Here is a 26,092-nt window from a genome sequence, read left to right on the forward strand (position 1 = left end):
CACGCTCTTTTTTATGACGGTCATCCTTTACCGTCACACTGCGTGTAAGGTTAGCTGATGGACGGTAACCCGCCTGCGACCATCACCAGTTGGATCAGGATGATGCCTACGCCGCTGGCGAAAACCAGCGCCAGAACCGGAGCGCCACCGCGTGTTGCGCGTATCTCGGGATTCTGCTTGCGTACCTGCCAGCTCAGCATAACGGGAATGAGCAATGCCAGCACAGCCAGTGCGATTGCTGCATAGCCCAGCGCCAGCACAAACCCCTGCGGATAAAAGAGTGCGAACACCAGCGGTGGGATAAACGTCAGCAAACCGGTTTGCACCCGCCCTGTAGCGCTATTTTTACGCTTAAAGAGATCGGCTAAATAATCGAATAATCCAAGTGCTACGCCGAGGAACGAGGTCGCCAGCGCCAGATCGGCAAACAGATGGACGGCTACTTCAACGTGCGGCGAGGCAACCAGCGTGCGAATTGCCTGCATTAGCCCATTCAATCCCGCCTGATTGATCAAAATCGCGTTGAATGTCGAAGAACTGAGGCTGCCTAGCATGGCGAGCTGCCAGAAAATGTAGGCGATTAACGGTATGACGCTACCGATAAGGAATATCTTGCGCAGCTTGCGGCTGTCTCCCCCCATGTAGTGAACAATGCTGGGGATACTGCCGTGGAAGCCGAACGACGTCAGAATGACCGGTAACGCCGAGAGCGTCAGACCCTGTTGCAGCGGGAGCGTGAGGAGATTGACGCGCTGAATATGTGGCACCATGACGGTGAGCATGATGACGAGCATCAGCACTTTGCCGCTAAACAGGAGGCGGTTAAACAAATCAACGGAAGATGTGCCGATACAGACAACGCCGCCTGCCACCAGAGTGAAAAGTAAAATGCCCGCAGGCAGCGGAAGCGCGTAGCCACTCCACTGGCTAATACTGCTGGCGAGCAGTTCACCTGCGCCGCTGATGTAAGCCGCAGTGAGCGCATACATCAGAAATAGCATGCTGAAGCCGGTAATCCACTGTCCCCAGCGACCGAGGTAGATTTTTGCCAACGTGCCTAATCCAGTCTGTGATGGCTGATGTTGATACACTTCAACCAGCAGCAAGGCGCTGTAACACATCAGCGCCCATAAACCGATCAATATCATCAAGGTCGTACCAAATCCGACGCCAGCGGTTGCCAGCGGCATCGCCAACATTCCTGCTCCAATTGTGGTTCCTGCAACGATAAAAATACTGCCAAGAGTGCGATTTTTCACCTATTCCTCTATATAGCGTGGCTATCCAGATATTTTTGGCAGCAGGGTAGAGGATTCAGTGATTTCTGTCAAAACGCGGTTACGCAGGGTGTAATTTTATATTTACACTCAAGCCTGGATCGTCGGGCGCGTACGCTATCGGGCAGGTTGAAAGAAACATTGTGTTTGCTCATACAACTTTTTAAAGTGGTTTCAGGATCGTCACGAGGAATAAAGAAATGCTTAGGGTCGAGATGTTATGTACCGGCGATGAAGTGCTGCATGGTCAGATTATTGATACCAATGCGGCCTGGTTGGCGGATTATTTGTTCCAGCAGGGATTACCGATGACCAGCCGGATGACGGTGGGGGACGATCTTGAGTCGCTGGTGACGGCGATCACGCAACGTAGCCAGATCGCCGATATCCTGATTGTCAACGGGGGGTTAGGGCCAACCAGCGACGATCTGAGTGCACTGGCGGCGGCTACGGCAGCAGGAGAAGGGCTGGTTGAACATGCTGAATGGCTGGCGCGTATGGAGGCTTTTTTCGCCGATCGCGGCAGAGTGATGGCGCCCAGCAACCGCAAGCAGGCACAAATTCCCGCCAGCGCGGAGATGGTGGATAACCCGGTTGGCACCGCCTGTGGTTTTGCGTTGCAACTGAACAAGTGCCTGATGTTCTTTACGCCGGGCGTGCCCTCTGAGTTTAAGGTTATGGTCGATCAGCAAATCATGCCGCGCTTGCGCGAGCGTTTTGCTGTCGCTGATGCGCCGCTATGCCTGCGCTTGACCACCTTTGGTCGCTCCGAGAGCGATCTGGCAAGCCAGTTGGATGGCATGGCGCTACCGACGGGCGTAGTGCTGGGCTACCGCTCTTCGATGCCGATTATCGAGCTGAAATTAACTGGCCCTGCCGCACAGCAAGAAAAGATGACGCAACTGTGGGAAACGGTGCGCGCGGTGGCAGGAGAGAATACCCTCTTTGAAGGCACGGAAGGTCTTCCGGCGCAGTTGGCGCGACGTTTTGCGGAGCGTGATATGACGCTGGCAGTGAGTGAACACTTCACCGCCGGGCTGCTCAACTGGCAGCTTCAGTCGGCGAATGTTCCATTAGCGGGGGGCGAACTGCTGGCTAACGTTGAGAATAGCAGCCTGTCTGGGCTGGCGGATTATGCCCGTCATCTGGCGGAGCGTCAGGGGGCGTCATTAGCGCTGGTCGTGGGGCAACGACATGATGCTGAGTTGTCGTTAGCGCTGCATACGCCGGAAGGATCTTTCGCCCAAACGATACAGTTCAACGTACAGCGCTACAGCCTGAAAACCCATCAGGAAGTCGTTGCGATGCTGGCGATGAACATGCTGCGTCGCTGGCTAAACGGTTGGTCAGTATACGGCGGTCACGGCTGGATCACGGTGTTGGAGACGCTGTAGTTAGCGGGGGAATCGAGAATCTGCTTCTTGGGCACATTTCTATTCGGTTTTTGGGGATAGTTTCGTGCGCGACAGTACCGTCATTTTCATGCTACCTCGTAGCACGCGCCCGACACGGGGCGGCTCAAGCGCCGCTCGCCCCGTGACCCCTAGGCTTTTGGCGTGAATTGCGCCGCTGTGCGGTGCCTTCGGCGTTCGTTCCCACTTGTCGAGCCGCCAGTGACGCGTTTACTCGCCCCATAAATGGGGCTCGCCCTTCGGGCCAGCACAAGTGCTGTTCAAAAACGTCTCTGACGTTTTTGTCCGACGCGGCACTGGCTTTCGCGGCGTCCATGCCGCTCACTCGGCGGTAACGCTCACCTCAGCGCAATTTTTTACGCCGAGTAACGTCAAAACCTGCGCTGTATCCCTGTATCTGTGTATAAGAAAAAGCCCCTGTGAAGGGGCTACGGGATAGCTTGGGTAAATTATACCAATCAATATAACAACGAATAGAGCTGGCGGCGGTAACGGGCGGCGAGGGCGTCGCCGGTGCCGAGGGCGGCCATGATGTCCATCAGCGTTTTACGTGCGTTGCCGTTAGCCACGGTCAGATCTTTCTTCAGGAAGCCCATCAGCAGCTCAAGCGCTTCTTCATTGCGGCCGACCTGATGCAGTTGCAGCGCCAACTGCACCGCCAGCTCCGCATTTTGCGGGTCGGCATCCAGTTGCTGCTGGAGATGCTGAATTTCCGGCGTGTCTGCTGCTTGTTTCAGCAATTCAATCTGCGCCACGAGACTGTGATAGCGCGTGTCCTGATCTTGCAACGGAATGGTTGCCAATACCGCTTCGGCATCTTCACTGCGTTTAATTTGAATCTGCACTTCCGCCAGCATCAGACCAATGTCGCTGCGCTGTTGGCTGAGGTGCCAGGCGTCTTTCAGCACCTGCATCGCTTCCGGCAGTTTATCCTCCTGAATCAGTTGATGCGCCTCTGCGACTTTCAGTTCTTCTTCTTTCGGCAACGCGCGTTTCAGCAATTCACGAATTGCCTCTTCCGGCTGCGGCCCCTGAAAACCATCCAGCGGCTGTCCGTCTTTGAACAGATAAACGGTTGGGATGGAACGCAGGCCAAACTGGGCGGCGACGCGTTGTTCGGCATCACAGTCAACTTTTGCCAGAACAAATTGTCCTGCGTATTCCTGTGCCAGCTTGTCCAGCACCGGTTCCAACTCCAGACAGTGCTGACTGCGCCCTGACCAGAAGTAAAACAGAACCGGCAGTGTCATGGAGTGTTCCAACACCTGATGCAGGTTAGATTCGTTGACGTCAACGATAGTCGCTTGTTGTTCTAACATGAGTAGTCTCTCTTACTTCTTGAATTCATCTGACCCTTACATGAGGCCTGCCAGTGTTATTTGCAAGCCTCGTGTAGGGGGGAATGCGCATTTACTGCCTTATCCGCGCACAACCTTATCCAGCAGACACCCCGGTAACAGACGGCGCAGCCAGGTTAACGCGTGAGCCACCAGCGTCACCGGATAGCGCAATTTGGGCCGCGAACTTTCCAGCGCATGGTGAAGCTTTGGCAATATCGCCTCCGGCGGCAGTGTGAAACGTTTAGCGATGCCGGGATTGGTTACCGGCTTGTCCGTCTGCGTCTGTGCGACGTTGTGGGTGAAGCGCGTACTGATCGGGCCAGGCTCGATCAGGCTGACGTGCAGGCCGCTGCCGTGGAGTTCCATACGCAATGCATCTGACCACGCTTCCAGCGCATATTTGCTGGCGGCATAGGCGCCGCGTCCTGGTGTGGACACCAGCCCCAACACGGAACTGGTCTGGATGATGCGGCCTTCACCGTGCGGTAGCATGGCGGGGAGCAGCAACTGGGTGAGCTGATGGGTGCCGAATAGATTGCTGGAAAATTGCTGTTCAAGCTGCTGGCGCGAAATGGTATTCAGCGGGCCATACAGGCCATATCCGGCGTTGTTGAACAGGCCGTACAGGCGATGATCAGTCAGTCTGAGCACCTCCGCAGCCGCTTGTTCGACGCTGGCGCTGTCATCCAGATCGAGCGTAATTGCTTCCAGACCCAACGCGGCTAGACGCGCAACATCCTCTGCGCGGCGGCAGGCCGCAATCACACGATAGCCGCGTTTTTGCAGATCCTGAGCGGCAATCAGGCCAATGCCGCTGGAGCAACCGGTAATGAAGACCGTTTTTTGCATAACTTTACCTAATTCAAAAGCCTATTTATTCAGACTCATGGTTAACTAAGGGGTCTAGCTGCTTCGCCATCCATTCTGCGATAAACGGTTGGGCATCACGGGTTGGATGGATACCATCTTCCATGATCCACTCCGGTTTAAGATACACCTGCTCCATAAAGAAAGGCAGCAGAGGAAGTGCAAACTGTTCCGCGAGTTTGGGGTAGATATTGCTGAATGACTCGGTGTAGCGGCGGCCATAGTTGGTCGGCAACCGGATCTGCATGAGCAGCGGCTGGGCGTTAGCCTGTTTCACCAGCGTGATGATTTTTGCCAGATCCTGCTCAATATTGGGGGCCGGAAATCCCCGAAGGCCATCGTTGCCGCCCAGTTCAATCAACACCCAGCGTGGCTGATGCTGTTTCAAAAGAGCAGGAAGGCGCGCCAGCCCTTGTGCGGTGGTGTCGCCGCTAATACTGGCGTTAACCACCGCGATGCCTTTCTTCTGCGTCTGCCACTGTGTATTCAGCAGCGTCGGCCAGGCGTTAGCGGCTGGCATCTGGTAGCCCGCACTGAGGCTATCGCCCAGAATTAATAGTGTGTCAGCGGCGAAAGCGCGTACGCTGCATAATCCCAGAAGCAAAAGGACGAAAACATGTTTGCGAAGACCAGCCCAGCGAGTGCTACGCCAAGCGAAACTGCGCACGTAGAAAACATTCTTGAAGTTCATCATCTTAGTAAGCACGTTGGTCAGGGAGAAAATCGGCTTTCCATCCTTACCGGAGTTGAGCTTATTGTCAAACCTGCGCAGACAATTGCCCTGATTGGGGAATCCGGTTCGGGTAAATCCACGTTGTTGGGGATTCTGGCCGGGCTGGATGATGGCACAGAGGGCGAGGTGAGCCTGATGGGCAAATCGCTAAACGCGCTGGATGAAGAAGGCCGCGCGGCGCTGCGTGCCCAGCATGTGGGTTTTGTTTTCCAGTCTTTCATGCTGGTGCCGACGCTGAATGCCTTGGAGAACGTGCAACTGCCCGCATTGCTGCGCGGTGAAAGTGACAGTCATAGCCGCGGGCAGGCTGAGCAGCTTTTGCAGCAGCTTGGGTTGGGCGAGCGCCTACATCATCTTCCCGCTCAGTTGTCTGGCGGTGAACAGCAGCGTGTGGCGCTGGCGCGGGCATTCAGCGGTCGCCCTAACGTCCTGTTCGCTGATGAACCCACCGGGAATCTGGATCGCAAAACCGGTGAACGTATTGTTGATTTGCTGTTTTCCCTCAACCGTGATTATGCCACCACGCTGATTCTGGTGACGCACGATGAGCAACTGGCGGCACGCTGCGAGCGGCGTCTGCGGTTAGTCGATGGCAAGCTGCGGGAGGACGCATGATCTGGCGGTGGTTCTGGCGCGAATGGCGCTCTCCTTCCTTATTGATCGTCTGGCTGGCGTTAACGCTGGCTGTAGCCTGTGTGCTGGCGCTCGGCACCATCAGCGACCGCATGGAAAAAGGGCTTAGCCAGCAGAGCCGTGATTTTCTGGCGGGCGATCGCGTACTGCGCGCATCGCGGCCAGTGGCGGAAGCCTGGCTTCAGGACGCGCAGCGGCGCGGGTTGACGCTGAGTCGGCAGATTTCCTTCATGACCATGACGTTCGCGGGTGATACGCCGCAATTGGCGCAGGTTAAAGCCACCGACTCACGCTATCCGCTGTACGGCAATTTGCAGACGCGCCCTGAGGGGCTGCATGCGCAGGCTGGCACCGTGCTGGTGGCACCGCGCCTGCTGGCGTTGCTCGGGCTGAAAGTCGGCGACATGCTGGACGTCGGCGATACCTCGCTGCGCATTAGTGGCGAACTGATTCAGGAACCGGATGCGGGCTTTAATCCGTTCGAGACGGCACCGCGTATTTTGATGAATCTGGATGATGTTGAGAAAACCGGTGCGATTCAACCGGGAGGCCGTATTACCTGGCGCTACATGTTTTCCGGTGATGAGAAGCAGATTAGCGAATTTAGCAACTTCATTAAACCCCAGCTCAAGCCCGATCAGCGCTGGTATGGCATGGAAGATTCCGAAGGCGCGCTGAGCCAGTCGTTAAAGCGGTCACAGCAGTTCCTGTTGTTGTCGGCACTGCTGACGCTGCTGCTGTCTATCGCGGCAGTGGCGGTGGCGATGGGGCATTACTGTCGCAGCCGCTATGATTTGGTCGCTATCCTGAAAACGCTGGGAGCGGGTAAACAAGCCCTGAGGCGATTAATCATTGGCCAGTGGCTTTCCGTACTGGGGTTGGCGGCGGTTTGCGGTAGCGTGCTTGGTCTGGGGTTTGAAGCGCTGCTGATGAAAATGCTGGCTCCCGTGCTGCCCGCTGCCTTGCCTGCTTCCGGGCTGTGGCCGTGGGTATGGGCACTCGGATCGCTGGTGCTGATCTCGTTGCTGGTTGGGCTGCGACCCTATCGGCTGCTGCTGGCGACACAACCGCTGCGCGTATTGCGTCAGGATGTGGTCGCGAACCTGTGGCCGCTGCGTTATTACCTGCCGATCGTCCTGCTGATTGTTGTCGGGCTGCTGGCGGTATTGTCCGGTGGCGGCGTGCTGCTGTGGTCATTGCTCGGTGGTATGGCGGTGTTGTCGCTACTGCTGGGCATCATCGGCTGGGGCGGCCTGCTGCTGTTACGGCAACTGACGGTTAAACGGCTGGCGCTGCGTCTGGCGATTAATCGCCTGCTGCGCCAGCCGTGGTCAACGCTCAGTCAACTGGCCGCGTTTTCGCTGTCTTTCATGCTATTGGCGCTGTTGTTGGTGATGCGCGGTGATTTGCTGGAGCGTTGGCAGCAGCAGTTACCGCCGGGCAGCCCGAACTATTTCCTGCTGAATATTACGGCGGAGCAGGTGCCGCAGGTGAGGGATTTCCTCTCTCAGCATGATGTGACGCCGGAACTATTCTTCCCGATTATTCGCGCGCGGCTGACGGAAATTAATCAGCAGGTTGCCACGGAAGTGATCCATGAGGACGATCCAGGTGGCAACACGGTGAACCGTGAACTGAATCTGACCTGGATGAACGGGATTCCACAGCACAACGTCTTGGTGGAAGGAGATGCGCCGAAGGTGGGCGAAGTCTCGATGGAAGCGAAAGAAGCCAAAGAGATGGGCATCAAGATTGGCGATACGCTGACCTTCACTGGTGACACGCAGCCGTTTAGCGCCACTGTGACCAGCTTCCGTCAGGTGGACTGGGAAAGCCTGCGTCCGAACTTCTTCTTTATTTTCCCGGCAGGCGCATTGGATAACCAGCCGCAGTCCTGGCTGACCAGCTTCCGTTACGATGGCGATGAGAAGATGATCACGCAGTTGAACCGCCAGTTCCCGACGGTGAGTGTGCTGGATATTGGCAGCATTCTGCGTCAGGTGGGGCAGGTCTTGCAGCAGGTGAGCCGCGCGCTGGAGATTATGGTCGTTCTGGTGCTGTTCTGCGGCGTGCTGCTGCTGTTGGCACAGATTCAGGTCGGCATGCGCCAGCGGCGTCAGGAACTGATGGTCTATCGTACGCTGGGCGCGGGGTTACGCCTGCTGCGCACCACGTTGTGGTGTGAGTTTGCGGTGCTGGGGCTGGTGGCGGGAACGGCAGCGGCGATGGGTGCAGAAGCGGCGCTGTGGCTGTTGCAGCGGAAGGTTTTTAACTTTGCCTGGGAGCCGAATGTCACGCTGTGGATAACGCTCCCGTTAATCGCGGCATTCCTTCTGTCGCTCTGCGGCGGTTGGTTGGGGCTGCGACTGTTGCGCGGTAAAGCGCTGTTCCGGCAGTTCGCGGGCTAAGCTGATTGATTACGTGAATAACAAGGCCGGGTTAACCCGGCCTTGTTGACTTCATTGAAGAATGAGTGCTTCGCCTCAGTCAGTTTGAGGCTTATGCATTAGAAATCGACGCTGGCGCGCAGCACGACCTGACGCGGTTCGCCGATGGCGACACGCAGGTTGTTGCCGCTGGATGGATAATAGGTTTGATCAAACAGATTCTTCACATTGAGCTGCCATTTCACCTTGTAGCCGTTGATCGGCAAGCTGTAAGCCACAAACGCATCGGCGACGGTATAATCATCCAGATAGAAGCTGTTCGCCGCATCACCCGCGCGACGGCTGACGTAACGTGCGCCTGCGCCTGCGCGCAAATCGTCACCCGCTGCCAGACCAATATTGCCGAAGTCCTGCGTCAGGAACAGCGAAGCGGTATGACGTGCGGCATTTGGCATGCGTTTGCCGGTGTTTTCCGGGTCAGCGGTAACGCGGGCATTGGTGTAAGCATAAGAACCGATCAGGCTCAGTGAATCGGTGAGGCTACCCGCCAAATCCAACTCGACGCCCTGCGAACGCACTTTCCCTGCGGTGCGTGTTACGGTTTCCCCATTGACGACTTCGTTCACCATAACGTTTTGTTTTTCAATATCAAACAAGGCCAGATTACCGGTAATACGATTCGGCAGATCCAGCTTGGCGCCGAGTTCGTAAGTACGCCCCAGCTCCGGTGGCAGTGAGCCAATTTGTGTTGAAATAGAAGAGTTCGGTTTGAACGATTCGCTGTAGCTGGCATAAAGCGATGAATACGATGTCAGGCTATAAATCACCCCTGCTCGTGGCACGACACGGCTATAGGTGCTATCCGTATTGGTAACAAACGGACGCCCTCTACCCGACATCACATCAAAGGTGTCATAACGCAGGCCGCCCAGCAATTGCCAGCGATCGTTAAGACGGATGGCATCCTGCATAAAGAATGCTTTGCTGTCGATGTTTTCGCGCTGGTCGCTGTCAGAGGCGATGACGCGTGTTGATGTCGGTAACTGGCCGTAAATGGGGTCATAGATGTTAAAACTGGTCGTGTCGTTTCTTCCACGGATCATATCGCCACGGAAAGTACGGTCTGCCTCGTAATCAAAGCCAAACAGCAATTGGTGATTGATACGTCCCCAGTCCACATCGCCATTTGCGGTAAGCTGCACGATTTGCGCCTGAGAATGCGCGTAAGCGGTAGCGTCGGCGCGGCGGGTGAGTATTCCGGTATCGGCGTCGTAGCTCATGGCCCGCGCCTGATTGTCGCTATAGCGGTTGCGGCTATACGAATAGGTCAGGCTGCTTTTCCAGCGGTCATTCAGGTTGCGCTCAACCTGCATGGTGACGCTGTCCTGATCGCCGCGTGTCGCGTTGTAGCTTTCATCAAAACGACGGTCGCGTGGGGTATTAACTGGCTTACCGGTATTAGGATCGATAATGGTGCCGCGATCGAAAGGCGTCAGGTATTCCATGTGTTCATAGGCGACGCGCACCGTGGTGTCTTCGCCGTACCACATTAATGACGGTGCGATGGTCGTCTGACGGTTACGTCCGAAGTTGCGCCAGTAGTCGGTTTCATCGTGATCGACCACCATACGGTAAGCCAGGCCGGACGTGCCTAATGGGCCAGTGACATCCAACTGCCCGCCGCCGCCTTTGAAGCTGCTGCCCCAGCCTTCAACATGCGTTTTTTGTACCAGTTCAGGCTTTTTACTGATGACATTGATTACGCCGCCAGGTTCGCCCATGCCGTAAAGCATCGATGACGAACCTTTCAGTACCTCGACGCGTTCGCTGCTGGGGGTAAAGTTACGTGCCTGAATAGAACGTACGCCGTCACGAAAGATTGAGCCGTCACGGTTATCACCGAAGCCGCGTTTGATGATGGCATCCTGTGTGCCTCCCAGCGTATTGGATTGAGTGATACCGCTGACGTTATACAGCGCTTCATCAATGTTACGCACCGCACGATCTTCAAGCACTTGCGTGGGAACAACGTTGACCGCCTGCGGCACATCCAGCAAACGGCTTTCAGTGCGGGTGCCAGTCACGGTTTTATGCGGCTGATAGCCCGTTTCTTTTCCTGCCTGAGCGCCAGTCGTCGCGTTCACCACCATCGTGTCTTCTTTACCATCCACAATGGCTGCCTGAATGCTAAACGGCAGCAGCGCCAGCAAAGGCCAGCCGTGACGGAACGTATTCTTTGTTATAACAAGCTTACTCATGCGAAATCTGACTCCAATAAATCCCTGAAAATTCAATAGGTAAAAACTGTTTGTAGAGCTGTTGTAGTGTCTGTTGCGGATCGATATCGGCAAAACGATCGGGGTAGAGCGCTTTGGCAAACATTTCGACCATCACAACGTGGTACGGGCTGAGATAGAAGTTGTGCCACATGCTCCACGCACGACCGGTTTGTACGGCTCGCAGGTGAGACAAAATCGGTTCCTGATGGATGAGCGTGTCGAAGCTCTCTTGGGCCTGTGCGGCGTTAACCAGCGGCCCTAGCATTAGGCTAGAGAAGCGCTTGCCCTCTGGCCCGGCCATACCGGTGGCGATATAAACGTCAGGATTGGCAGCCAGCACGCGCTCCGGGCTGAGTTCGCCGTAGACGCTGTTGATGGTGCCATTGGCAATATTCTCGCCGCCAGCGAAAGTCAGCAGGTTGCCAAGGTTGCCGCCGACTGCCGTGGTGCAGCAGGTGTCCCGTCTGCCGAGATGCAGATGCAACATCACTGTCGGCTTCTTACCGTGGTATTGCGCGATACGCTGGCGCACCACATCCATATGCTGCTGATAGAAAGCGCTAAAAGCGGCAGCACGCTGGGGTTGATTCAGTACCTCGCCGAGCAGGTGAATACTGGGCAATGTGTTGTTTAGCAGATCGATACGCAGATCGACGTAAATAAACGGAATGCCTGCGCGGGTCAGCGTTTGTTGCAGGAGATCCTCGTTGGATACGCTTTTTGCCAGCCGCGGAAGAATAACCAGATCGGGTTTTAACGGCAGCAGCATCTCTGCATTCATTGTTTGCAGGTTGCCGTTGCCTAATAGTGGGATCTGACCGATCTGGGGGAATTTTTCGGTATAACGTGACCAGCTCTGCGCATCGTAACGCGCCATATCTCCCGGCCAGCCGATGATATTTTTTGCCGGATTATCAGGCTGGAGCAACGCCAGCGTATACAGCATACGGCTTTCGCCCAGAATGATGCGCTGAGGGCTGTCTGGGATCTCCACCTGTCGGCCTAAAATATCGGTAATGGTTTTTGCCTGTAAGAGTGGGCAAAGCAAGAGCAGGCAAAGTACTAAGACGCTACGCATGGTAAAATTCATTAAATTTTGGATAAAGAAAGATAATCATTGTCATTTTTGTTTTCAACCGATGAAAAGTACGTGTAATGTCGGCGAATAAAAATGTTCTTTTTTATCTGAGAATTAGCTATTCCTGTTGTAAGGATTAGTAAATATTTAAAGTGTCATAGCTCATGAGAAAAAAAGGAATATGGGGAATATATAAAGGGGAAAAGCGTAAGGCCCTCTACACAGAAGATCCTTACGCAGATGAGGCACTGGCAATATTATTCGGCAGCATAGCCCCGTGGCGGGATACGTACTCTGTCCAGCCAGGCTTCGTTATCACGCATCACTAATCTGCCGTTCAGGAACCAGTTAATGACCATCGGATAAATCGTGTGCTCGTGCGTTTTCACGCGTTCGCTCAGGCTTTCTTCCGTGTCGTCACTAAATACCGGCACCTTCGCTTGCAGAATCAGTGGGCCGCCGTCCAGTTCATCGGTGACAAAATGGACGGACGTCCCATGCTCCCGATCGCCATTTTCCAGCGCCTTGCGGTGTGTATGCAGGCCAGGATATTTGGGCAGCAGAGAAGGGTGAATGTTTAGCATTTTGCCGGCAAATTGTGCAACAAATTCCGGGCTAAGAATCCGCATATAGCCCGCCAGAACGACCAGTGCCGGATCATATTGCTCAATTTCGCTTGCCAGTGCGGCATCAAAGGTGGCACGGTCAGCAAAATCTTCAGGATTCAGGACGCACGTAGGAATACCCGCCTGTTGCGCGCGCGCTAATCCATAAGCTTCCGCATTATTACTGAATACGGCGACGATCTTTCCTTTGATGCGTCCGTTCTTACAGGCGTCAATCAACGCCTGTAAGTTGCTTCCATGGCCTGAAATCAGGACAACGATGTTTTTCATCAGTTAATAACCACTGCGTCTCCGGCATCGGTTTGAGTAATGACGCCGATTTTCCATGCGTTTTCACCGCTGCTGTTGAGTAATGCAACGGCCTCGTCTGCCTGTTCGGCCGGCAGTGCGATGATCATACCAACACCGCAGTTAAAAGTGCGATACATTTCGTGGCGACTGACATTACCGGCCTGTTGCAGCCAGTTGAAAACCGCAGGCCATTGCCAACTGGATTCGTCGATCGTTGCCTGCATACCTTCTGGCAGCACGCGTGGAATATTTTCCCAGAAGCCACCGCCGGTCAGGTGAGAAATCGCATGAACGTCCACTTTTTCAATCAGGGACAGGATGGATTTCACATAGATTTTGGTCGGTGCCAGCAGGTGGTCGGCCAGTGGTTTACCTTCCAGTTCGAACTGCTCTGGATTGGTTTTACTGACTTCAAGCACTTTGCGTACCAGAGAATACCCGTTTGAATGCGGGCCGCTGGAGGCGAGGGCAACCAGAACGTCGCCGTTCTGCACTTTGCTGCCGTCGATGATTTCTGATTTTTCTACGACGCCGACACAGAAGCCCGCCACATCGTAGTCTTCGCCGTGATACATGCCCGGCATTTCGGCGGTTTCGCCACCGACCAGCGCACAACCTGATTGTTTACAGCCTTCCGCGATACCCGTAATGACGCTGGCTGCGGTGTCGACGTCCAGTTTGCCTGTTGCGTAATAATCAAGGAAGAACAGCGGCTCAGCGCCCTGAACGACCAGATCGTTCACGCACATTGCAACCAGATCAATGCCAATCGTATCGTGGCGCTTCAGGTCCATCGCCAGGCGCAGTTTGGTGCCGACTCCGTCAGTGCCGGAAACCAGAATCGGTTCGCGGTATTTTTGCGGTAAGGCGCACAAGGCACCGAAACCACCCAACCCACCCATAACTTCCGGGCGACGGGTCTGTTTCACTACACCTTTGATACGGTCGACCAATGCATTACCTGCATCGATATCCACGCCTGCGTCTTTATAGCTGAGAGAGGTTTTGTCGGTCACTGCTGAGTCCCCACGAAGGTTACGGGTCGTATTCAGAAAACACGGTATTTAAAAAACATACTGTGGTAAAAATAGTGCGTGCTAATTCTAACAGCGTAGGCAATCGTTTGCGAGTGATGAGTCATCGGCTGGCTATTTTTCGTCAATGGCGACAATTTCTCTTCTCGGTTGATCTGGATCAGGCTTAATCATATGGCGCTAAGTAAAAAAGGCGGTATAATCCCGCGATTTTTTTTACGACGGGCTATCATGCCCGCCGCCCTGCGGGCCGCCGCAAGCGGTGTTTAAAAACGCGTTTGGCGTTTTTGTCCGTCCACTAGCCGATGGGGAGATAATGATGAAGATCGTCGAGGTGAAACACCCACTCGTCAAACACAAACTGGGTTTGATGCGTGAGAACGATATTAGCACGAAGCGTTTTCGTGAGCTGGCATCTGAAGTGGGAAGTTTGCTGACTTACGAAGCAACGGCTGACCTGGCAACGGAAAAAGTGACGATTGATGGCTGGTGCGGTCCGGTTGAAGTCGATCAGATCAAAGGCAAAAAAATTACCGTCGTACCGATTCTGCGTGCAGGATTGGGGATGATGGAGGGCGTGCTGGAAAATGTCCCTAGCGCGCGTATCAGCGTTGTCGGTATCTACCGTAATGAAGAGACGCTGGAGCCTGTTCCTTATTTCCAAAAACTGGTTTCCAATATTGAAGAGCGTATGGCGCTGGTGGTTGACCCAATGCTGGCGACTGGCGGTTCCATGATTGCGACGATCGATCTGCTGAAAAATGCGGGTTGTCACAGCATTAAGGTGCTGGTGTTAGTCGCGGCGCCAGAAGGGATTGCCGCACTGGAAAAAGCCCACCCGGATGTCGAGCTTTACACGGCATCTATCGATAAAGGCCTTAACGAGCAGGGTTACATCATGCCGGGTCTCGGTGATGCGGGCGATAAAATATTTGGTACGAAATAACAGGTAAGCCGACGTGATAGTCGGCTTTTTTTTGGCAAAAACCTGAGTATTTCCGAGGGTTAGCCACAGCCTGTGTGGCGTTCTTTATTACATCAGTAGCCAATTTTCTCCTGCTTCACTGCGGTGGGGCGGGATAACTCTGGCTGCCATAAGAAGTGCGGGTATACCGGCACACATAAATAGTAACACTACAGAGGATATTGAAGATGACTCGTCGCGCCATCGGGGTAAGTGAACGACCGCCCTTGTTACAAACCATCCCGTTGAGTTTCCAGCATCTGTTTGCGATGTTTGGCGCTACCGTTCTGGTCCCCATTCTGTTCAAGATTAACCCGGCGACCGTATTGTTATTCAACGGTGTGGGTACGCTGCTTTACTTATTTATTTGTAAGGGAAAAATCCCCGCGTATTTGGGATCGAGCTTCGCGTTCATTTCCCCGGTTTTACTGCTGCTGCCGTTGGGATATGAAGTCGCGCTGGGGGGATTCATCATGTGCGGCGTGCTGTTCTGTCTGGTGGCGCTGATTGTTAAGAAAGCGGGCACCGGTTGGCTGAATGTCCTGTTTCCGCCTGCGGCGATGGGCGCGATTGTCGCCGTGATCGGCCTTGAACTGGCGGGTGTCGCGGCAGGAATGGCCGGGCTGTTGCCTGCTGATGGCGCATCCGTTGATTCCACTGCGGTGACGATTTCACTGGCGACGCTGGCGATCACCATTTTGGGTTCGGTGCTGTTTCGCGGTTTTCTGGCGATTATTCCAATCCTGATTGGGGTACTGGCTGGCTATGCGCTGTCGTTCGCGCTGGGCGTGGTGGATTTGACCCCGATTCGTGAAGCGCACTGGTTTGCGATGCCGACATTCTATACGCCACGCTTTGAGTGGTTTGCGATTCTGGCGATCCTGCCTGCGGCGCTGGTGGTGATTGCAGAGCACGTCGGCCATCTGGTGGTGACGGCGAATATCGTGAAGAAAGACCTGATGCGTGAACCGGGATTGCATCGCTCCATGTTCGCCAACGGGATTTCTACCGTGCTGTCTGGTTTCTTCGGCTCTACGCCGAATACGACTTACGGTGAAAATATCGGCGTGCTGGCGATTACTAAAGTGTACAGCACCTGGGTTATCGGCGGTGCGGCAATCCTCGCGATCCTGCTTTCCTGCGTGGGTAAACTGGCGGCGGCCATTCAGGCGGTTCCGGTTCCTGTCATGGGCGGCGTGTCGCTGCTGCTGTACGGCGTCATCGGTGCATCCGGTATTCGCGTGCTGATCGAATCCAAAGTGGATTACAACAAAGCGCAAAACCTGATCCTGACTTCCGTGATTCTGATCATCGGCGTCAGCGGCGCGAAAGTGCATTTGGGCGCGACCGAGCTGAAAGGCATGGCGCTGGCGACCGTTGTCGGTATCGGCATGAGCCTGGTATTTAAGGTCATTAGCCTGTTCCGTAAAGAGGAAGAGATCCTCGATGCGCCGGAAGAGAACGATACACGTTCATAACCGCGCCATTCTCCCCGTTGAGGCCGTGCGTATCGCGTCCTCAACAGGGGCTGCTTTCTGTGATAAACTCGCTCCGTTTTCCTGCCCGTTTGCTTGAGGTGATTCTGAACACACCGGCACAGCTTTCATTGCCACTCTATTTACCCGATGACGAAACCTTTGCCAGTTTCTATCCGGGTGAGAACGCGTCTCTTCTCGCCGCCATCAATAATGCTCTGTATCAAGAGCATGGTAGCTACATCTATTTTTGGTCACGCGAAGGCGGTGGGCGCAGCCATCTGCTGCACGCGGCCTGTGCCGAACTGTCGCGTCAGGAACGAGCCGTAGGCTACGTACCGTTGGATAAACGCGCCTATTTTGTGCCGGACGTGCTGGAAGGCATGGAGCAACTCGCGCTGGTGTGCATTGATAACATCGAATCTATCGCGGGCGATGAAGCGTGGGAAATGGCGGTGTTTAATCTGTACAACCGCATTCAGGAAACGGGGTGCGCCCGTTTGTTGATTACCGGCGATCGTCCCCCACGTCAATTGAATTTACGTTTGCCCGATCTGGCTTCTCGGCTCGACTGGGGGCAAATTTACAAGCTGCAACCCTTGTCGGATGATGAAAAAGGGGAGGCGTTACAACTGCGTGCCAGACTGCGTGGGTTCGAATTGCCGGAAGACGTGAGCCGTTTTCTGCTGAAGCGTTTGGATCGGGAAATGCGCACGTTGTTTATGACCCTCGATCAGCTTGACCACGCTTCCATCACCGCACAGCGCAAGCTGACCATCCCATTTGTGAAAGAGATCCTCGGACTGTAGTTGACGATTGCCAGCGGCTACAGAATATCCAGTACCTGTTCTGGTGGACGGCCGATACGCGCCTGACCGTGGGACACGACGATGGGGCGTTCGATGAGTTTCGGATTATCGATCATCGCCTGAATCAACTGTGCTTCCGTCAGCGTAGCGTCGGACAGTCCTAATTGCTGATACCTTTCTTCTTTGGTTCTCATCAATTCACGCGCGCTGCTAAAGCCCAATTGCTGGATGAGCTGAGCCAGCGTCGCGGCGTCGGGTGGTGTGTCGAGATAAAGCACGACCTCCGGCGTAATATTGTGTTCCTGCAACAGCGCCAGCGTGTCACGGCTCTTGGAACAGCGTGGGTTATGATAAATGGTCACGGACGTTTTCACTGATGTCATCATCATGCTCCTTATCAGGATTTCTGGTACTGGCGGAAACGCTGCTGCAATTGACGGAGCTGGTCGATACGGGCGTCGTAGCGTGCCTGTTCCAGGCTCCCCAATTTAACCAGTGAACTCGCGTTGCTCAGCAGCCGAATGGCTTGATCGAGCTGACCGCTGAGCGCCAAACTCTCTGCGCGCGCGGCAAGCTCTTCTGCTCGCTGGCCTTGTGCGGCTGCGGCTTGCGCCAGCAGATCCCAGCCGTTCGAATCGTCAGGATGTGCGTAAGTGTAGCGATACAGAATTTTGCTGGCGGCAGCAGGCTGTTTCCCTTCAACATAGGCATTGGCCAGATTAAGCTGAAGTACGGGATTCGCCTGCATTCCGGGTACGTTTTGTAAACGGGTGATCGCCTGCGTTGCGCGGTTTTGCCCCAGATCGATATCGGTCATCATATCCAGAAACCATGGGTTTTCTGGCGCGTTGCTGAGTAGCGGTTGCAGCACATTACGCGCCTCATCGTATTTTTTCGCCTGATAAAACTGGATTGCGCGGCCATACTTCGCAGCCAACTGCTCGCGTACATTACCCTTTTCCCATTGCACCAGCAGATCGTCGTTGAGCGGGCGATCCGGTGATCCATACATGCCAAAGGTACGTATCTTGGCGAACAGAAAATCCTGAGAAGACTGGACCGGCGTTGAGCGCATCTGATTGGCGCGATTGCGGGCGTCAGACAGGCGGCTTTCGGGCAATGGGTGAGTCAGCAACATTTCCGGTGGTCTTGAGGCGTAGCGTGATTGATCCGCCAGCTTTTGCAGGAAATTCGGCATCGCTTGTGGATCGAAGCCCGCACGCTGCAATACCTGAATCCCAATGCGGTCTGCTTCTTGTTCATTGGCCTGTGTGAACGTAATCATGCCTTGCTGCGCGCCAGCCAGCGTACCGCTGAGCGCGGCCATCCCTAATTGTGGATTGGCCATTGCCAGCAGAATCGAACCAAGAGCGCCGACCCAGGTGAGCGGGGCGCTGCGCTGCTGTGATTCCATGCTGCGCGCCAGATGGCGCTGGGTAACGTGAGAGATTTCATGCGCCAGCACGGAAGCGAGTTCACTTTCGCTGTCGGCATAGCGGAACAGAGCGGAATGCAGTACTACGTTACCGCCGAAGAAGGCGAAGGCGTTGATATCATCATTACGGATCAGATAGAAATGGAACGGCGTGCGTACCGAATCGGCCTGTTTGACCAATCGGTTACCGAGCTGATTAAGGTAATTGGACAGCAACGGATCGTTGATAAGCGGTGCGCCTGCCCGTAACTGACGGACGTAAAAATCGCCCATCGCCAGTTCCTGATTAATGCTGAGTGTACCGCCTGCGGTGGTGCCGATATCCGGCAGCCGATCCTGCGTGTCGGCCTGTGCAGGAAGCAGGTTGCCAGCCAGTAATGCCCCAAACAGGACGGACATGACCGTTTTTCTTAACCGAATAGACATAACGGAAGATAACCTTATCAACAGCTAACGTGAAAGCATTCTGCGACTATCTTAGCCAGCGATGGCAAACAAAGAAATGCCCGAGCGGGAAAAACGTGCTGACAAGGGGGATCAACATGAAATAAATCTCATTTCATAGAGATAACGCTATCAGGAATGAATCGATTTCAATGTTTCCAGGCGCTGTAGCCAGCCGGCAAAATGAGGACATTGCTGGCGAATCATATCCAACCCAATATCTGCGGCAATCAGTGGTCCATGTAGCGTTTTTTGATATTTAGGTATGGCAGAAAGAATTCGTTTTGAGGGCGCGGTTTGTGGACTGTTGTTAATGAACTCTGGGGAATCGAAAGCAAGTTTAATATTGTGGAGTTTTTCTATCGCTTTTTTGTCATCAACCCAGTCTGCGAATTTTTCTGGCTCACAAAATAATAACGCTTCAAATTCATGCAATAAAAAATTGGCGATGAAATTCGGCTGAGCAATATCGGCATGAAAGGCATTTTCTAAATCTGCAACCCATGAATAAATATCTCCATTAACCGGTTTTCCCTGCCCAACTTTAGGGAAATCAGTGGGTAAGCCATAATAATCAATCAGCGTTGTTACCCAGGCCTTATTGTCTTGCTGACACAGCCTGGTGATTTGATGTTTCACTTTTCCATAGCTGACGATTCCGCCTTTATGACCTCGGCTGGTTTGTGCCAGAATCGCATTAAGGTAAATACCTTGCCGCAAAAAGTAGGGAGACAATGTATCGCGAACAAATGTTTCTTCTGTTTGTCCTTCAACAAAAACATTAATCCTTGTCATGATTATCGCTGTGGCCTCCCTCCAAGTATATTTTTCTTCCACAGTTCCCCTAAGCTGTAATCTTCCAGCCAGTCTTGCAGGGTGTCCTGCTCCAAACGTTTAAAGGTCGATGCACCAAGGTGTTTATCGACGACGATCAGGTCTTCGGCTTCGAATTCATTAACCAGTTCAACAGATTGTGTGGATACAATAAGCTGATGCTGCTCACTGGCACTGCTGATGAGGGCAGCGAGTATGCTAATAGCGTACGGGTGCAGGCCTAATTCTGGCTCATCGATAATGATGGCGCTGGGCATATAGATTTCAGGCTGGAGCAGCACGGTCGCCAGCAGAATAAAACGCAGTGTGCCATCGGATAATTCATGGGCTTTAAACGGAATATCCTGCTCTTTTTCGACCCATTCGAGCTGAATGCTGTCTGGACTATCTGACGTTGGGCGGAGATAAAAATCACCAAAAAAAGGAGCCACCATTTGGATTGTTTTTACGATGCGTTGGTAGTATTCGGTGTGATTTTTTTGCAGACGGAACAAAAATGCGGCCAGATTAGCACCGTCCTCGCGCAAATAGTCATTATCGTTAATGCGGTGGATTTGTTTGACTCGGGCACTTTCACTGGTGTCATGAAAATGGTAGACGCGCCAGCGACGCATGGCAGGCAGAGTATATTTTTTTATATTTGAACGATGTTCTTCTGCTAAGGATTCAAAATGACCTGAATTTACACCGTTATCACCGTTGATATTCCACCACAGTGCTTCTCGCTGAAACATCATACGGTTATCGTTAGTGGGTTCCAGAGCGAACTTATAACCATTATTGCCGAAATAGAGCTCACCTTTTAGTGTTTCCGTTTTCTTACGGCCAAAATGCAATAACGCATCCGGGCCACCAGATTTACCGACTAACATTTGTAATCGCTTATCCAGTAATGTGGCAATGAGTCGGAAAAAACCAATAAAATTCGATTTTCCAGCACCATTTGCGCCAATTAGTACATTTAGGCAACCCATACGCAGATCGCAGCGAGCAATTGATTTATACCCTTCAATTACTATATGGCTTAGATGATCGCTCTTAGTTACCGTTTTCATGATGATGTTATTGCCTTATGTGACTGCGTTACTTGCCTTTCACGATAACGCGGCATGTTGGTCTACTGTGATATAGCAGAAATAAGAGATGAGGTCTTGTCCCGACTCGCTGATTCAACAAACTATTGTGAGCATTTTCCAGAATCAGGAGAACCGGCACCTATGACGGTGCCGGTGGTCGATGTGAAAACCGCGAATCAGGCGTTTTTCAGATAATCGAGAACGATGTCGTGGTGGTTGCTGGTTTTGAAGTCGTCAAACACCTTCTCCACCTTACCGTTTTCATCGATCAGGAAGCTGATGCGATGAATGCCGTCATAGGTTTTCCCCATGAAGGTTTTTTCTCCCCACACGCCAAATCCTTCTGAAACCTGATGATCCTCATCAGAAAGCAGCGTGAAATTTAAGACTTCTTTCTCGACAAAGCGGGACAATTTTTCTGATTTGTCTGTGCTAATGCCGAGCACTTCAACGCCATATTTTTTCAGGTCGTCCATGTTATCACGCAGACCACAGGCCTGAACGGTGCATCCTGGCGTCATCGCTTTAGGGTAGAAATACACCAACACTTTCTGTCCCTGGAAGTCGGTTAAATTTACTTGTTCGCCATCTTGGTCGGGCAAGCTAAATTTCGGTGCAATATCACCGGCTTTCAGTGTGTTCATCACGACTCTCCGTCTTGTTTCTCTTCATGCTGTGGATATGCCCATAATATTGCAACGTTATGCTATTGGGCACAAATACTATTGGGCATAGTTAACGACGCTAATACTGCCTTGTGCGTGCAATTCTGTACATAGCTGATGAAAAGCTGGCTCAATAATTGCGCTATCCAGCGTGGCAGAACTGTGTGCGGCAATCTGAATATACAACTGCGGCGGCTTGTCACCCTCGGCGGGCTGGGTTTTTGAAACCAGCTCAGCAATGTTTAACTGGTGAGAATCGAACAAATCGGTAAAACGCTCGATGATGTGAGGAGAATCGGCAACGTCAATTTTCACCCAAACGGTAGAGGGTGTCGGCTGACTGGCCTGTGACTCCGTGCGTTTCATCACGATCAGCAAATCCATTTCTGCGCCTTTCAGCGGCAGCGTCGATTCAATCAGCGTTATCGCGTTCCAACTGCCGGACAGCAGCATAATAAACGTGAACTCTTTGCCCAACATAGCAAGACGGCTATCTTCGATATTGCAGCCACAGCTACTGACGTGACGGGTAATCGCATTGACAATGCCGGGGCGATCAACCCCCAGCGCGGTAATAACCAGATAGTGTTCTTGTGAGCGTGGCAACATCATGCTTCCTGTCTTTTTCCTCATTAACACATGGTAAACATAAAAAATTGCCTGGAGCAATTTTTAACGCCGCTTGCGGCGGCCCGAAGGGCGGCGGGCAGGGATAGCCCGCCGTAAAAAACCTGGAGCAATTTTTAACGCCGCTTGCGGCGGCCCGAAGGGCGGCGGGCAGGGATAGCCCGCCGTAAAAAACCTGGAGCAATTTTTAACGCCGCTTGCGGCGGCCCAGACAATATTTCGTGATTATGGGCATTCGCGCTAAGGTAAGCGCTGGTAACCCGAGATAAAGCACCTTTCATCATGCGACGCCATCAAATGACTAACGACTGGGTAAAACAGGCTCAGCATCCTGCCTCGTTCGAGCGAATTGAGGCTTTCTTCCGTGGGCATGGCTACGACCCCCATCGGCACGATACCTATGCGATTGGGCGAACGCTATCCGGCGTGCAGCGCTTTCACTATCGCGGAAGCCTGTGCAATAGCGTGCCGGGGGGAACGCTGGTGCTCCACCCTGATGAGATTCATGATGGCGAAGCTGGTTCTGTCGACGGCTTTCAGTACCGCATGATTTACGTTGAACCTGCGCTGATTCAAAAAATACTCGGCGGCAAACCTTTGCCCTACGTGAACGGCGGTATATCCAACGATCCACGTCTGTTTGCGGCAACGGAACCCTTGCTCAGAGCCATGGAAGAGGCGTTTGATGAGTTGGAAGAAGACGATGTGCTCTACGATCTGGCGCACGCGCTGTCGGCCGTTGGTGGGCAGCGGCATCAGCGGCGCTTATTCGACTATCACGCTGCCGAGCGAGCGCGTGAATACATTCATGATGCTTTCGATAAAACGATTACGCTGGATGAACTGGCGCAGGTAAGTGGTCGGGATCGCTGGAGCCTGACGCGTGACTTCCGTGCGATCTTCGGGACGACGCCGTACCGCTATGTCACTATGCGCCGTCTCGAACACTGTCGGCGGCTCATGCTGGCCGGTGACAGCCTCGTCGACATTGCTGCTCGGACGGGCTTCGCAGACCAAAGCCATATGACGCGCCATTTCGTGAAGGCATTTGGCATTTCTCCCGGTCACTGGCAGCGCATGTTCACCGTGCCTTAGCCTACTTGCACAATCGTTCAATACAGTCGGTACTCTGCTTCGCTAGTCTGAGGACGTCATCATAAGGAGAGACGATATGTATAAATCCATTAATTTTGCCCAAAAGTTAGCGTTATTTGACGATCGCTGGCAGCCAAAAGTGATCGCTGAGATGAATGACTATCAGTTTAAAATCGTTAAAATTCAGGGCGATTTTATCTGGCATTCCCATCCCGAAACGGACGAAACGTTCATCGTACTGGAAGGCCAATTGAGAATCGATTTTCGTGACGGTGATGTGCGCATCAATGCAGGGGAAATGTATGTCGTTCCGAGCGGCGTTGAACACAAGCCTTATGCAGAACACGAAGTAAAACTGCTGCTGATTGAACCGAAAGGCGTGCTGAATACCGGTCATGAAGGCGGCGAACGGACGGCTGAGAATGATATTTGGATTTGAACGGCTGAGTAAAAAACAACCTACAACGTCCCGCGAATGATGTAGATGTCGCAGTAAACGGGCTGCTTTTGTAGCAAAACATCAGAAGCATTTTTAATTTCGTTTACTGCGTCATAAAAAAACCTGCGTCATGCACCGACAACGCCCTTGTGCGCTTGCTTTTGCATAGAAGTCAAAAGTACCATGAAGCACTTGTTTGTGGAGGGGATGGCCAATGTTTACGGGAAGTATTGTTGCGCTGGTTACGCCGATGGACGCCAAAGGCGCCGTCGATCGGGCGAGCTTGAAAAAACTGATTGATTATCATGTCGCTAGCGGTACATCGGCGATTGTCTCTGTTGGCACGACGGGTGAATCCGCCACGCTGAGCCATGACGAACATGGCGATGTCGTACTGCTGACGCTGGAGCTGAGTGACGGCCGTATTCCTGTTATCGCAGGAACAGGGGCCAACGCGACTGCCGAAGGTGTTTCACTGACCAAACGTTTTCACGGCACGGGTGTTGTCGGTTGTCTGACGGTCACACCGTACTACAATAAACCCACGCAGGAAGGCCTGTATCAGCACTTCAAAGCGATTGCCGAGCATACCGATCTGCCGCAAATCCTGTATAACGTACCTTCCCGTACCGGCTGCGATATGCTGCCGGAAACCGTTGCCCGTTTGTCCGAAGTGAAAAATATTGTCGCAATTAAAGAAGCAACGGGGAACTTAAGTCGGGTAAGCCAGATCCAAGAGCTGGTTAGTGAAGACTTCATTTTGCTGAGCGGCGATGACGCCAGCGGTCTGGACTTTATGCAACTCGGCGGTAAAGGTGTGATTTCTGTTACGGCGAATATTGCTGCGCGTGAAATGGCAGAGCTTTGCACGCTGGCGGCGCAGGGCAATTTTGTCGAGGCGCGCCGTTTGAATCAGCGCCTGATGCCACTGCATCAGAAATTATTTGTTGAACCCAACCCTATCCCGGTGAAGTGGGCTTGTCAGGAGTTGGGACTCATAGCGACCGATACGCTACGCCTGCCGATGACACCACTGACCGATTCCGGTCGTACGGTGATGGGGCAAGCACTTAAGCAAGCGGGTTTGCTGTAATCGTTAGGGAGATTTAATGCGTTATTCATTACAAAAGTCGATGGTGGCGAAAGTCGTTGGCCTATCAGTCGTGATGTTGCTTGCGGCTTGTTCCAGCGATCAGCGCTATAAGCGTCAGGTCAGTGGCGATGAATCCTATCTTAAGGCACCGGCGCAACACGCGCTAAATACGCCAGCCGGGATGATTTTACCGGTGCAGAATGGGGATTATGATGTACCGCCAGTTACCCTGAATGGCGCGGTTGGCAAGGAGCTGGATATTCGTCCTCCTGTGCAGCCATTGGCCTTGTTGAATGGTTCCCGCACCCAGATATCAGGAGATACGGCAACGCTGTTGTTAGAAAACAGCGCGCAAAACAGCCAGCTCTGGTCTCAGGTTATCCGCGTGCTGCAAGACAAAGCATACACGATTGCCAGCCGTCAGGATGCCAACCAAACGCTGACGACTGACTGGATTTCATGGCTGCGTGAAGATGAAGACGTGCCGTATCAGGGGCGTTATCAGATTTCCGTGCAACAGCAGGGCTATCAGGTTGCGCTGATCGTGAAACTGCTGGGATTACAACTGAACGGCCAGCCGGTAACAACGAGCGATCAGGCTCAGCGCTACACCGGCCTGATGATGAATGCGCTCAGCAACGGTCTGGATACGCAGGCAACCGCGCGTGAAAACGCACTGGCAAACCGCACGGTGGGTTCGCTGGATGTGCAGAGCGGGGCGGATGATACTGGTCTGCCACTGCTGGTTGTGCGTGGCCCGTATACCGTTGTGTGGGAGCGTCTGCCCGCGGCGTTGGACAAGATTGGCATGAAGGTTAACGATCGCAGCCGTCCTCAGGGTTCTGTCTCCGTAACATATCGGGCACCGAGCAGCGGAACCTGGAGTGATCTGGGCGCGAAAAACCCCGAACTACCTAACGGCGATTACAAATTGCAGGTCGGTGATTTAGATAACCGCAGTAGTCTGCAATTTATTGATGCCAAAGGGCATACGCTAACCCAGTCGCAGAACGATGCGCTGGTGGCCGTATTCCAGGCGGCGTTTAGTAAATAACGCATAAACCAAGGGTCGGATTATCCGGCCCTTCTTCATTCAACAATCTTTACCCGAATTGGCAAGTATTTGGGGAAGCGTTAAATATCGGGTCGTATTTTTTGACCCTCACTGTGTGGAGTAAT

At 53.3% G+C, this 26,092-nt stretch carries 24 protein-coding genes; 10 read left to right on the plus strand and 14 right to left on the minus strand.

Annotation, left to right across the window (positions count from 1 at the left end):
* Nucleotides 1-50: 50 nt before the first annotated feature.
* On the minus strand, nt 51-1,199 hold the full coding sequence (gene tyrP / locus OI69_RS07480) for a tyrosine transporter TyrP (RefSeq protein ID WP_235319667.1): 1,149 nt from the start codon (nt 1,197-1,199) through the stop codon (nt 51-53).
* Nucleotides 1,200-1,477: 278 nt separating this feature from the next.
* Here tyrP and OI69_RS07485 point away from each other — a divergent pair, with 278 nt between their 5' ends.
* Entirely contained in the window at nt 1,478-2,671 is a 1,194-nt protein-coding gene (locus OI69_RS07485) for a nicotinamide mononucleotide deamidase-related protein YfaY (protein WP_039348223.1), read from the plus strand.
* Between the two features lie 476 nt (nt 2,672-3,147).
* Here OI69_RS07485 and OI69_RS07490 read toward each other — a convergent pair whose 3' ends face one another.
* From OI69_RS07490 to tesA, 3 genes are all read right to left on the minus strand, one after another.
* Complete coding sequence (locus OI69_RS07490) at nt 3,148-4,008, minus strand: co-chaperone YbbN (protein ID WP_039348226.1); 861 nt, start codon at nt 4,006-4,008, stop codon at nt 3,148-3,150.
* A gap of 99 nt (nt 4,009-4,107) precedes the next feature.
* Nucleotides 4,108-4,878, minus strand: a complete 771-nt coding sequence (locus tag OI69_RS07495) for an SDR family oxidoreductase (protein ID WP_039348229.1) — start codon at nt 4,876-4,878, stop codon at nt 4,108-4,110.
* A gap of 25 nt (nt 4,879-4,903) precedes the next feature.
* Nucleotides 4,904-5,590, minus strand: a complete 687-nt coding sequence (gene tesA, locus OI69_RS07500) for a multifunctional acyl-CoA thioesterase I/protease I/lysophospholipase L1 (RefSeq protein ID WP_072034275.1) — start codon at nt 5,588-5,590, stop codon at nt 4,904-4,906.
* Between tesA and ybbA the strand changes: the two genes are divergently transcribed.
* Complete coding sequence (gene ybbA, locus OI69_RS07505) at nt 5,513-6,244, plus strand: putative ABC transporter ATP-binding protein YbbA (RefSeq protein WP_052198332.1); 732 nt, start codon at nt 5,513-5,515, stop codon at nt 6,242-6,244. The two genes, tesA and ybbA, sit on opposite strands and share 78 nt — an antisense overlap.
* Nucleotides 6,241-8,670, plus strand: coding sequence for a putative ABC transporter permease subunit YbbP (gene ybbP / locus OI69_RS07510; protein WP_039348234.1), 2,430 nt, complete (start codon nt 6,241-6,243; stop codon nt 8,668-8,670). Before ybbA ends, ybbP begins: the two co-directional genes overlap by 4 nt.
* 98 nt (nt 8,671-8,768) lie before the next feature.
* Here ybbP and OI69_RS07515 read toward each other — a convergent pair whose 3' ends face one another.
* The 4 genes from OI69_RS07515 to purM form a co-directional block, all read right to left on the minus strand.
* Entirely contained in the window at nt 8,769-10,907 is a 2,139-nt protein-coding gene (locus OI69_RS07515; protein WP_154715532.1) for a TonB-dependent siderophore receptor, read from the minus strand.
* Nucleotides 10,900-12,006: an ABC transporter substrate-binding protein gene (locus tag OI69_RS07520; protein ID WP_039348236.1), complete on the minus strand. Its 1,107-nt coding sequence runs from the start codon at nt 12,004-12,006 to the stop codon at nt 10,900-10,902. The genes OI69_RS07515 and OI69_RS07520 overlap by 8 nt, the downstream gene beginning before the upstream one ends.
* A gap of 257 nt (nt 12,007-12,263) precedes the next feature.
* The gene (gene purN, locus OI69_RS07525; protein WP_039348239.1) at nt 12,264-12,902 is read right to left on the minus strand and encodes a phosphoribosylglycinamide formyltransferase; all 639 of its coding nucleotides are present in this window, start codon (nt 12,900-12,902) and stop codon (nt 12,264-12,266) included.
* Complete coding sequence (gene purM, locus OI69_RS07530) at nt 12,902-13,939, minus strand: phosphoribosylformylglycinamidine cyclo-ligase (RefSeq protein WP_039348248.1); 1,038 nt, start codon at nt 13,937-13,939, stop codon at nt 12,902-12,904. Before purM ends, purN begins: the two co-directional genes overlap by 1 nt.
* A 337-nt stretch (nt 13,940-14,276) precedes the next feature.
* Here purM and upp point away from each other — a divergent pair, with 337 nt between their 5' ends.
* From upp to hda, 3 genes are all read left to right on the plus strand, one after another.
* Nucleotides 14,277-14,903, plus strand: a complete 627-nt coding sequence (gene upp, locus OI69_RS07535) for a uracil phosphoribosyltransferase (RefSeq protein WP_039348569.1) — start codon at nt 14,277-14,279, stop codon at nt 14,901-14,903.
* A 206-nt stretch (nt 14,904-15,109) separates the two neighbouring features.
* Nucleotides 15,110-16,399, plus strand: coding sequence for a uracil permease (gene uraA / locus OI69_RS07540; RefSeq protein ID WP_015839418.1), 1,290 nt, complete (start codon nt 15,110-15,112; stop codon nt 16,397-16,399).
* A gap of 98 nt (nt 16,400-16,497) precedes the next feature.
* Nucleotides 16,498-17,205, plus strand: coding sequence for a DnaA inactivator Hda (hda, locus tag OI69_RS07545; protein WP_039348571.1), 708 nt, complete (start codon nt 16,498-16,500; stop codon nt 17,203-17,205).
* A gap of 17 nt (nt 17,206-17,222) precedes the next feature.
* On the opposite strand, the gene arsC is transcribed toward hda, so the two are convergent.
* The 6 genes from arsC to OI69_RS07575 all read right to left on the minus strand — a co-directional run bounded on the left by arsC (nt 17,223) and on the right by OI69_RS07575 (nt 22,268).
* Complete coding sequence (arsC, locus tag OI69_RS07550) at nt 17,223-17,588, minus strand: arsenate reductase (glutaredoxin) (RefSeq protein WP_407668745.1); 366 nt, start codon at nt 17,586-17,588, stop codon at nt 17,223-17,225.
* 14 nt (nt 17,589-17,602) lie between these two features.
* Entirely contained in the window at nt 17,603-19,066 is a 1,464-nt protein-coding gene (bepA, locus tag OI69_RS07555) for a beta-barrel assembly-enhancing protease (RefSeq protein ID WP_039348255.1), read from the minus strand.
* Between the two features lie 150 nt (nt 19,067-19,216).
* Nucleotides 19,217-19,879 (minus strand): DUF4276 family protein, encoded by a 663-nt coding sequence (locus OI69_RS07560; protein WP_039348258.1) that lies wholly within the window; start codon nt 19,877-19,879, stop codon nt 19,217-19,219.
* A 2-nt stretch (nt 19,880-19,881) separates the two neighbouring features.
* Complete coding sequence (locus tag OI69_RS07565; protein ID WP_039348261.1) at nt 19,882-20,973, minus strand: AAA family ATPase; 1,092 nt, start codon at nt 20,971-20,973, stop codon at nt 19,882-19,884.
* 197 nt (nt 20,974-21,170) lie between these two features.
* Nucleotides 21,171-21,638 (minus strand): thioredoxin-dependent thiol peroxidase, encoded by a 468-nt coding sequence (gene bcp, locus OI69_RS07570; protein ID WP_015839422.1) that lies wholly within the window; start codon nt 21,636-21,638, stop codon nt 21,171-21,173.
* A gap of 78 nt (nt 21,639-21,716) precedes the next feature.
* The gene (locus tag OI69_RS07575) at nt 21,717-22,268 is read right to left on the minus strand and encodes a glycine cleavage system transcriptional repressor (protein WP_200886910.1); all 552 of its coding nucleotides are present in this window, start codon (nt 22,266-22,268) and stop codon (nt 21,717-21,719) included.
* A gap of 300 nt (nt 22,269-22,568) precedes the next feature.
* Here OI69_RS07575 and OI69_RS07580 point away from each other — a divergent pair, with 300 nt between their 5' ends.
* The 4 genes from OI69_RS07580 to bamC all read left to right on the plus strand — a co-directional run bounded on the left by OI69_RS07580 (nt 22,569) and on the right by bamC (nt 25,967).
* Nucleotides 22,569-23,381, plus strand: coding sequence for an AraC family transcriptional regulator (locus OI69_RS07580; RefSeq protein WP_039348266.1), 813 nt, complete (start codon nt 22,569-22,571; stop codon nt 23,379-23,381).
* Nucleotides 23,382-23,457: 76 nt separating this feature from the next.
* Nucleotides 23,458-23,820: a cupin domain-containing protein gene (locus OI69_RS07585; protein WP_039348270.1), complete on the plus strand. Its 363-nt coding sequence runs from the start codon at nt 23,458-23,460 to the stop codon at nt 23,818-23,820.
* 214 nt (nt 23,821-24,034) lie between these two features.
* On the plus strand, nt 24,035-24,913 hold the full coding sequence (gene dapA, locus OI69_RS07590) for a 4-hydroxy-tetrahydrodipicolinate synthase (RefSeq protein WP_039348272.1): 879 nt from the start codon (nt 24,035-24,037) through the stop codon (nt 24,911-24,913).
* Nucleotides 24,914-24,929: 16 nt separating this feature from the next.
* The gene (bamC, locus tag OI69_RS07595) at nt 24,930-25,967 is read left to right on the plus strand and encodes an outer membrane protein assembly factor BamC (protein ID WP_039348275.1); all 1,038 of its coding nucleotides are present in this window, start codon (nt 24,930-24,932) and stop codon (nt 25,965-25,967) included.
* Nucleotides 25,968-26,092: the final 125 nt, after the last annotated feature.

The organism is Pectobacterium fontis, from assembly GCF_000803215.1.
Lineage (GTDB): Bacteria > Pseudomonadota > Gammaproteobacteria > Enterobacterales > Enterobacteriaceae > Pectobacterium > Pectobacterium fontis.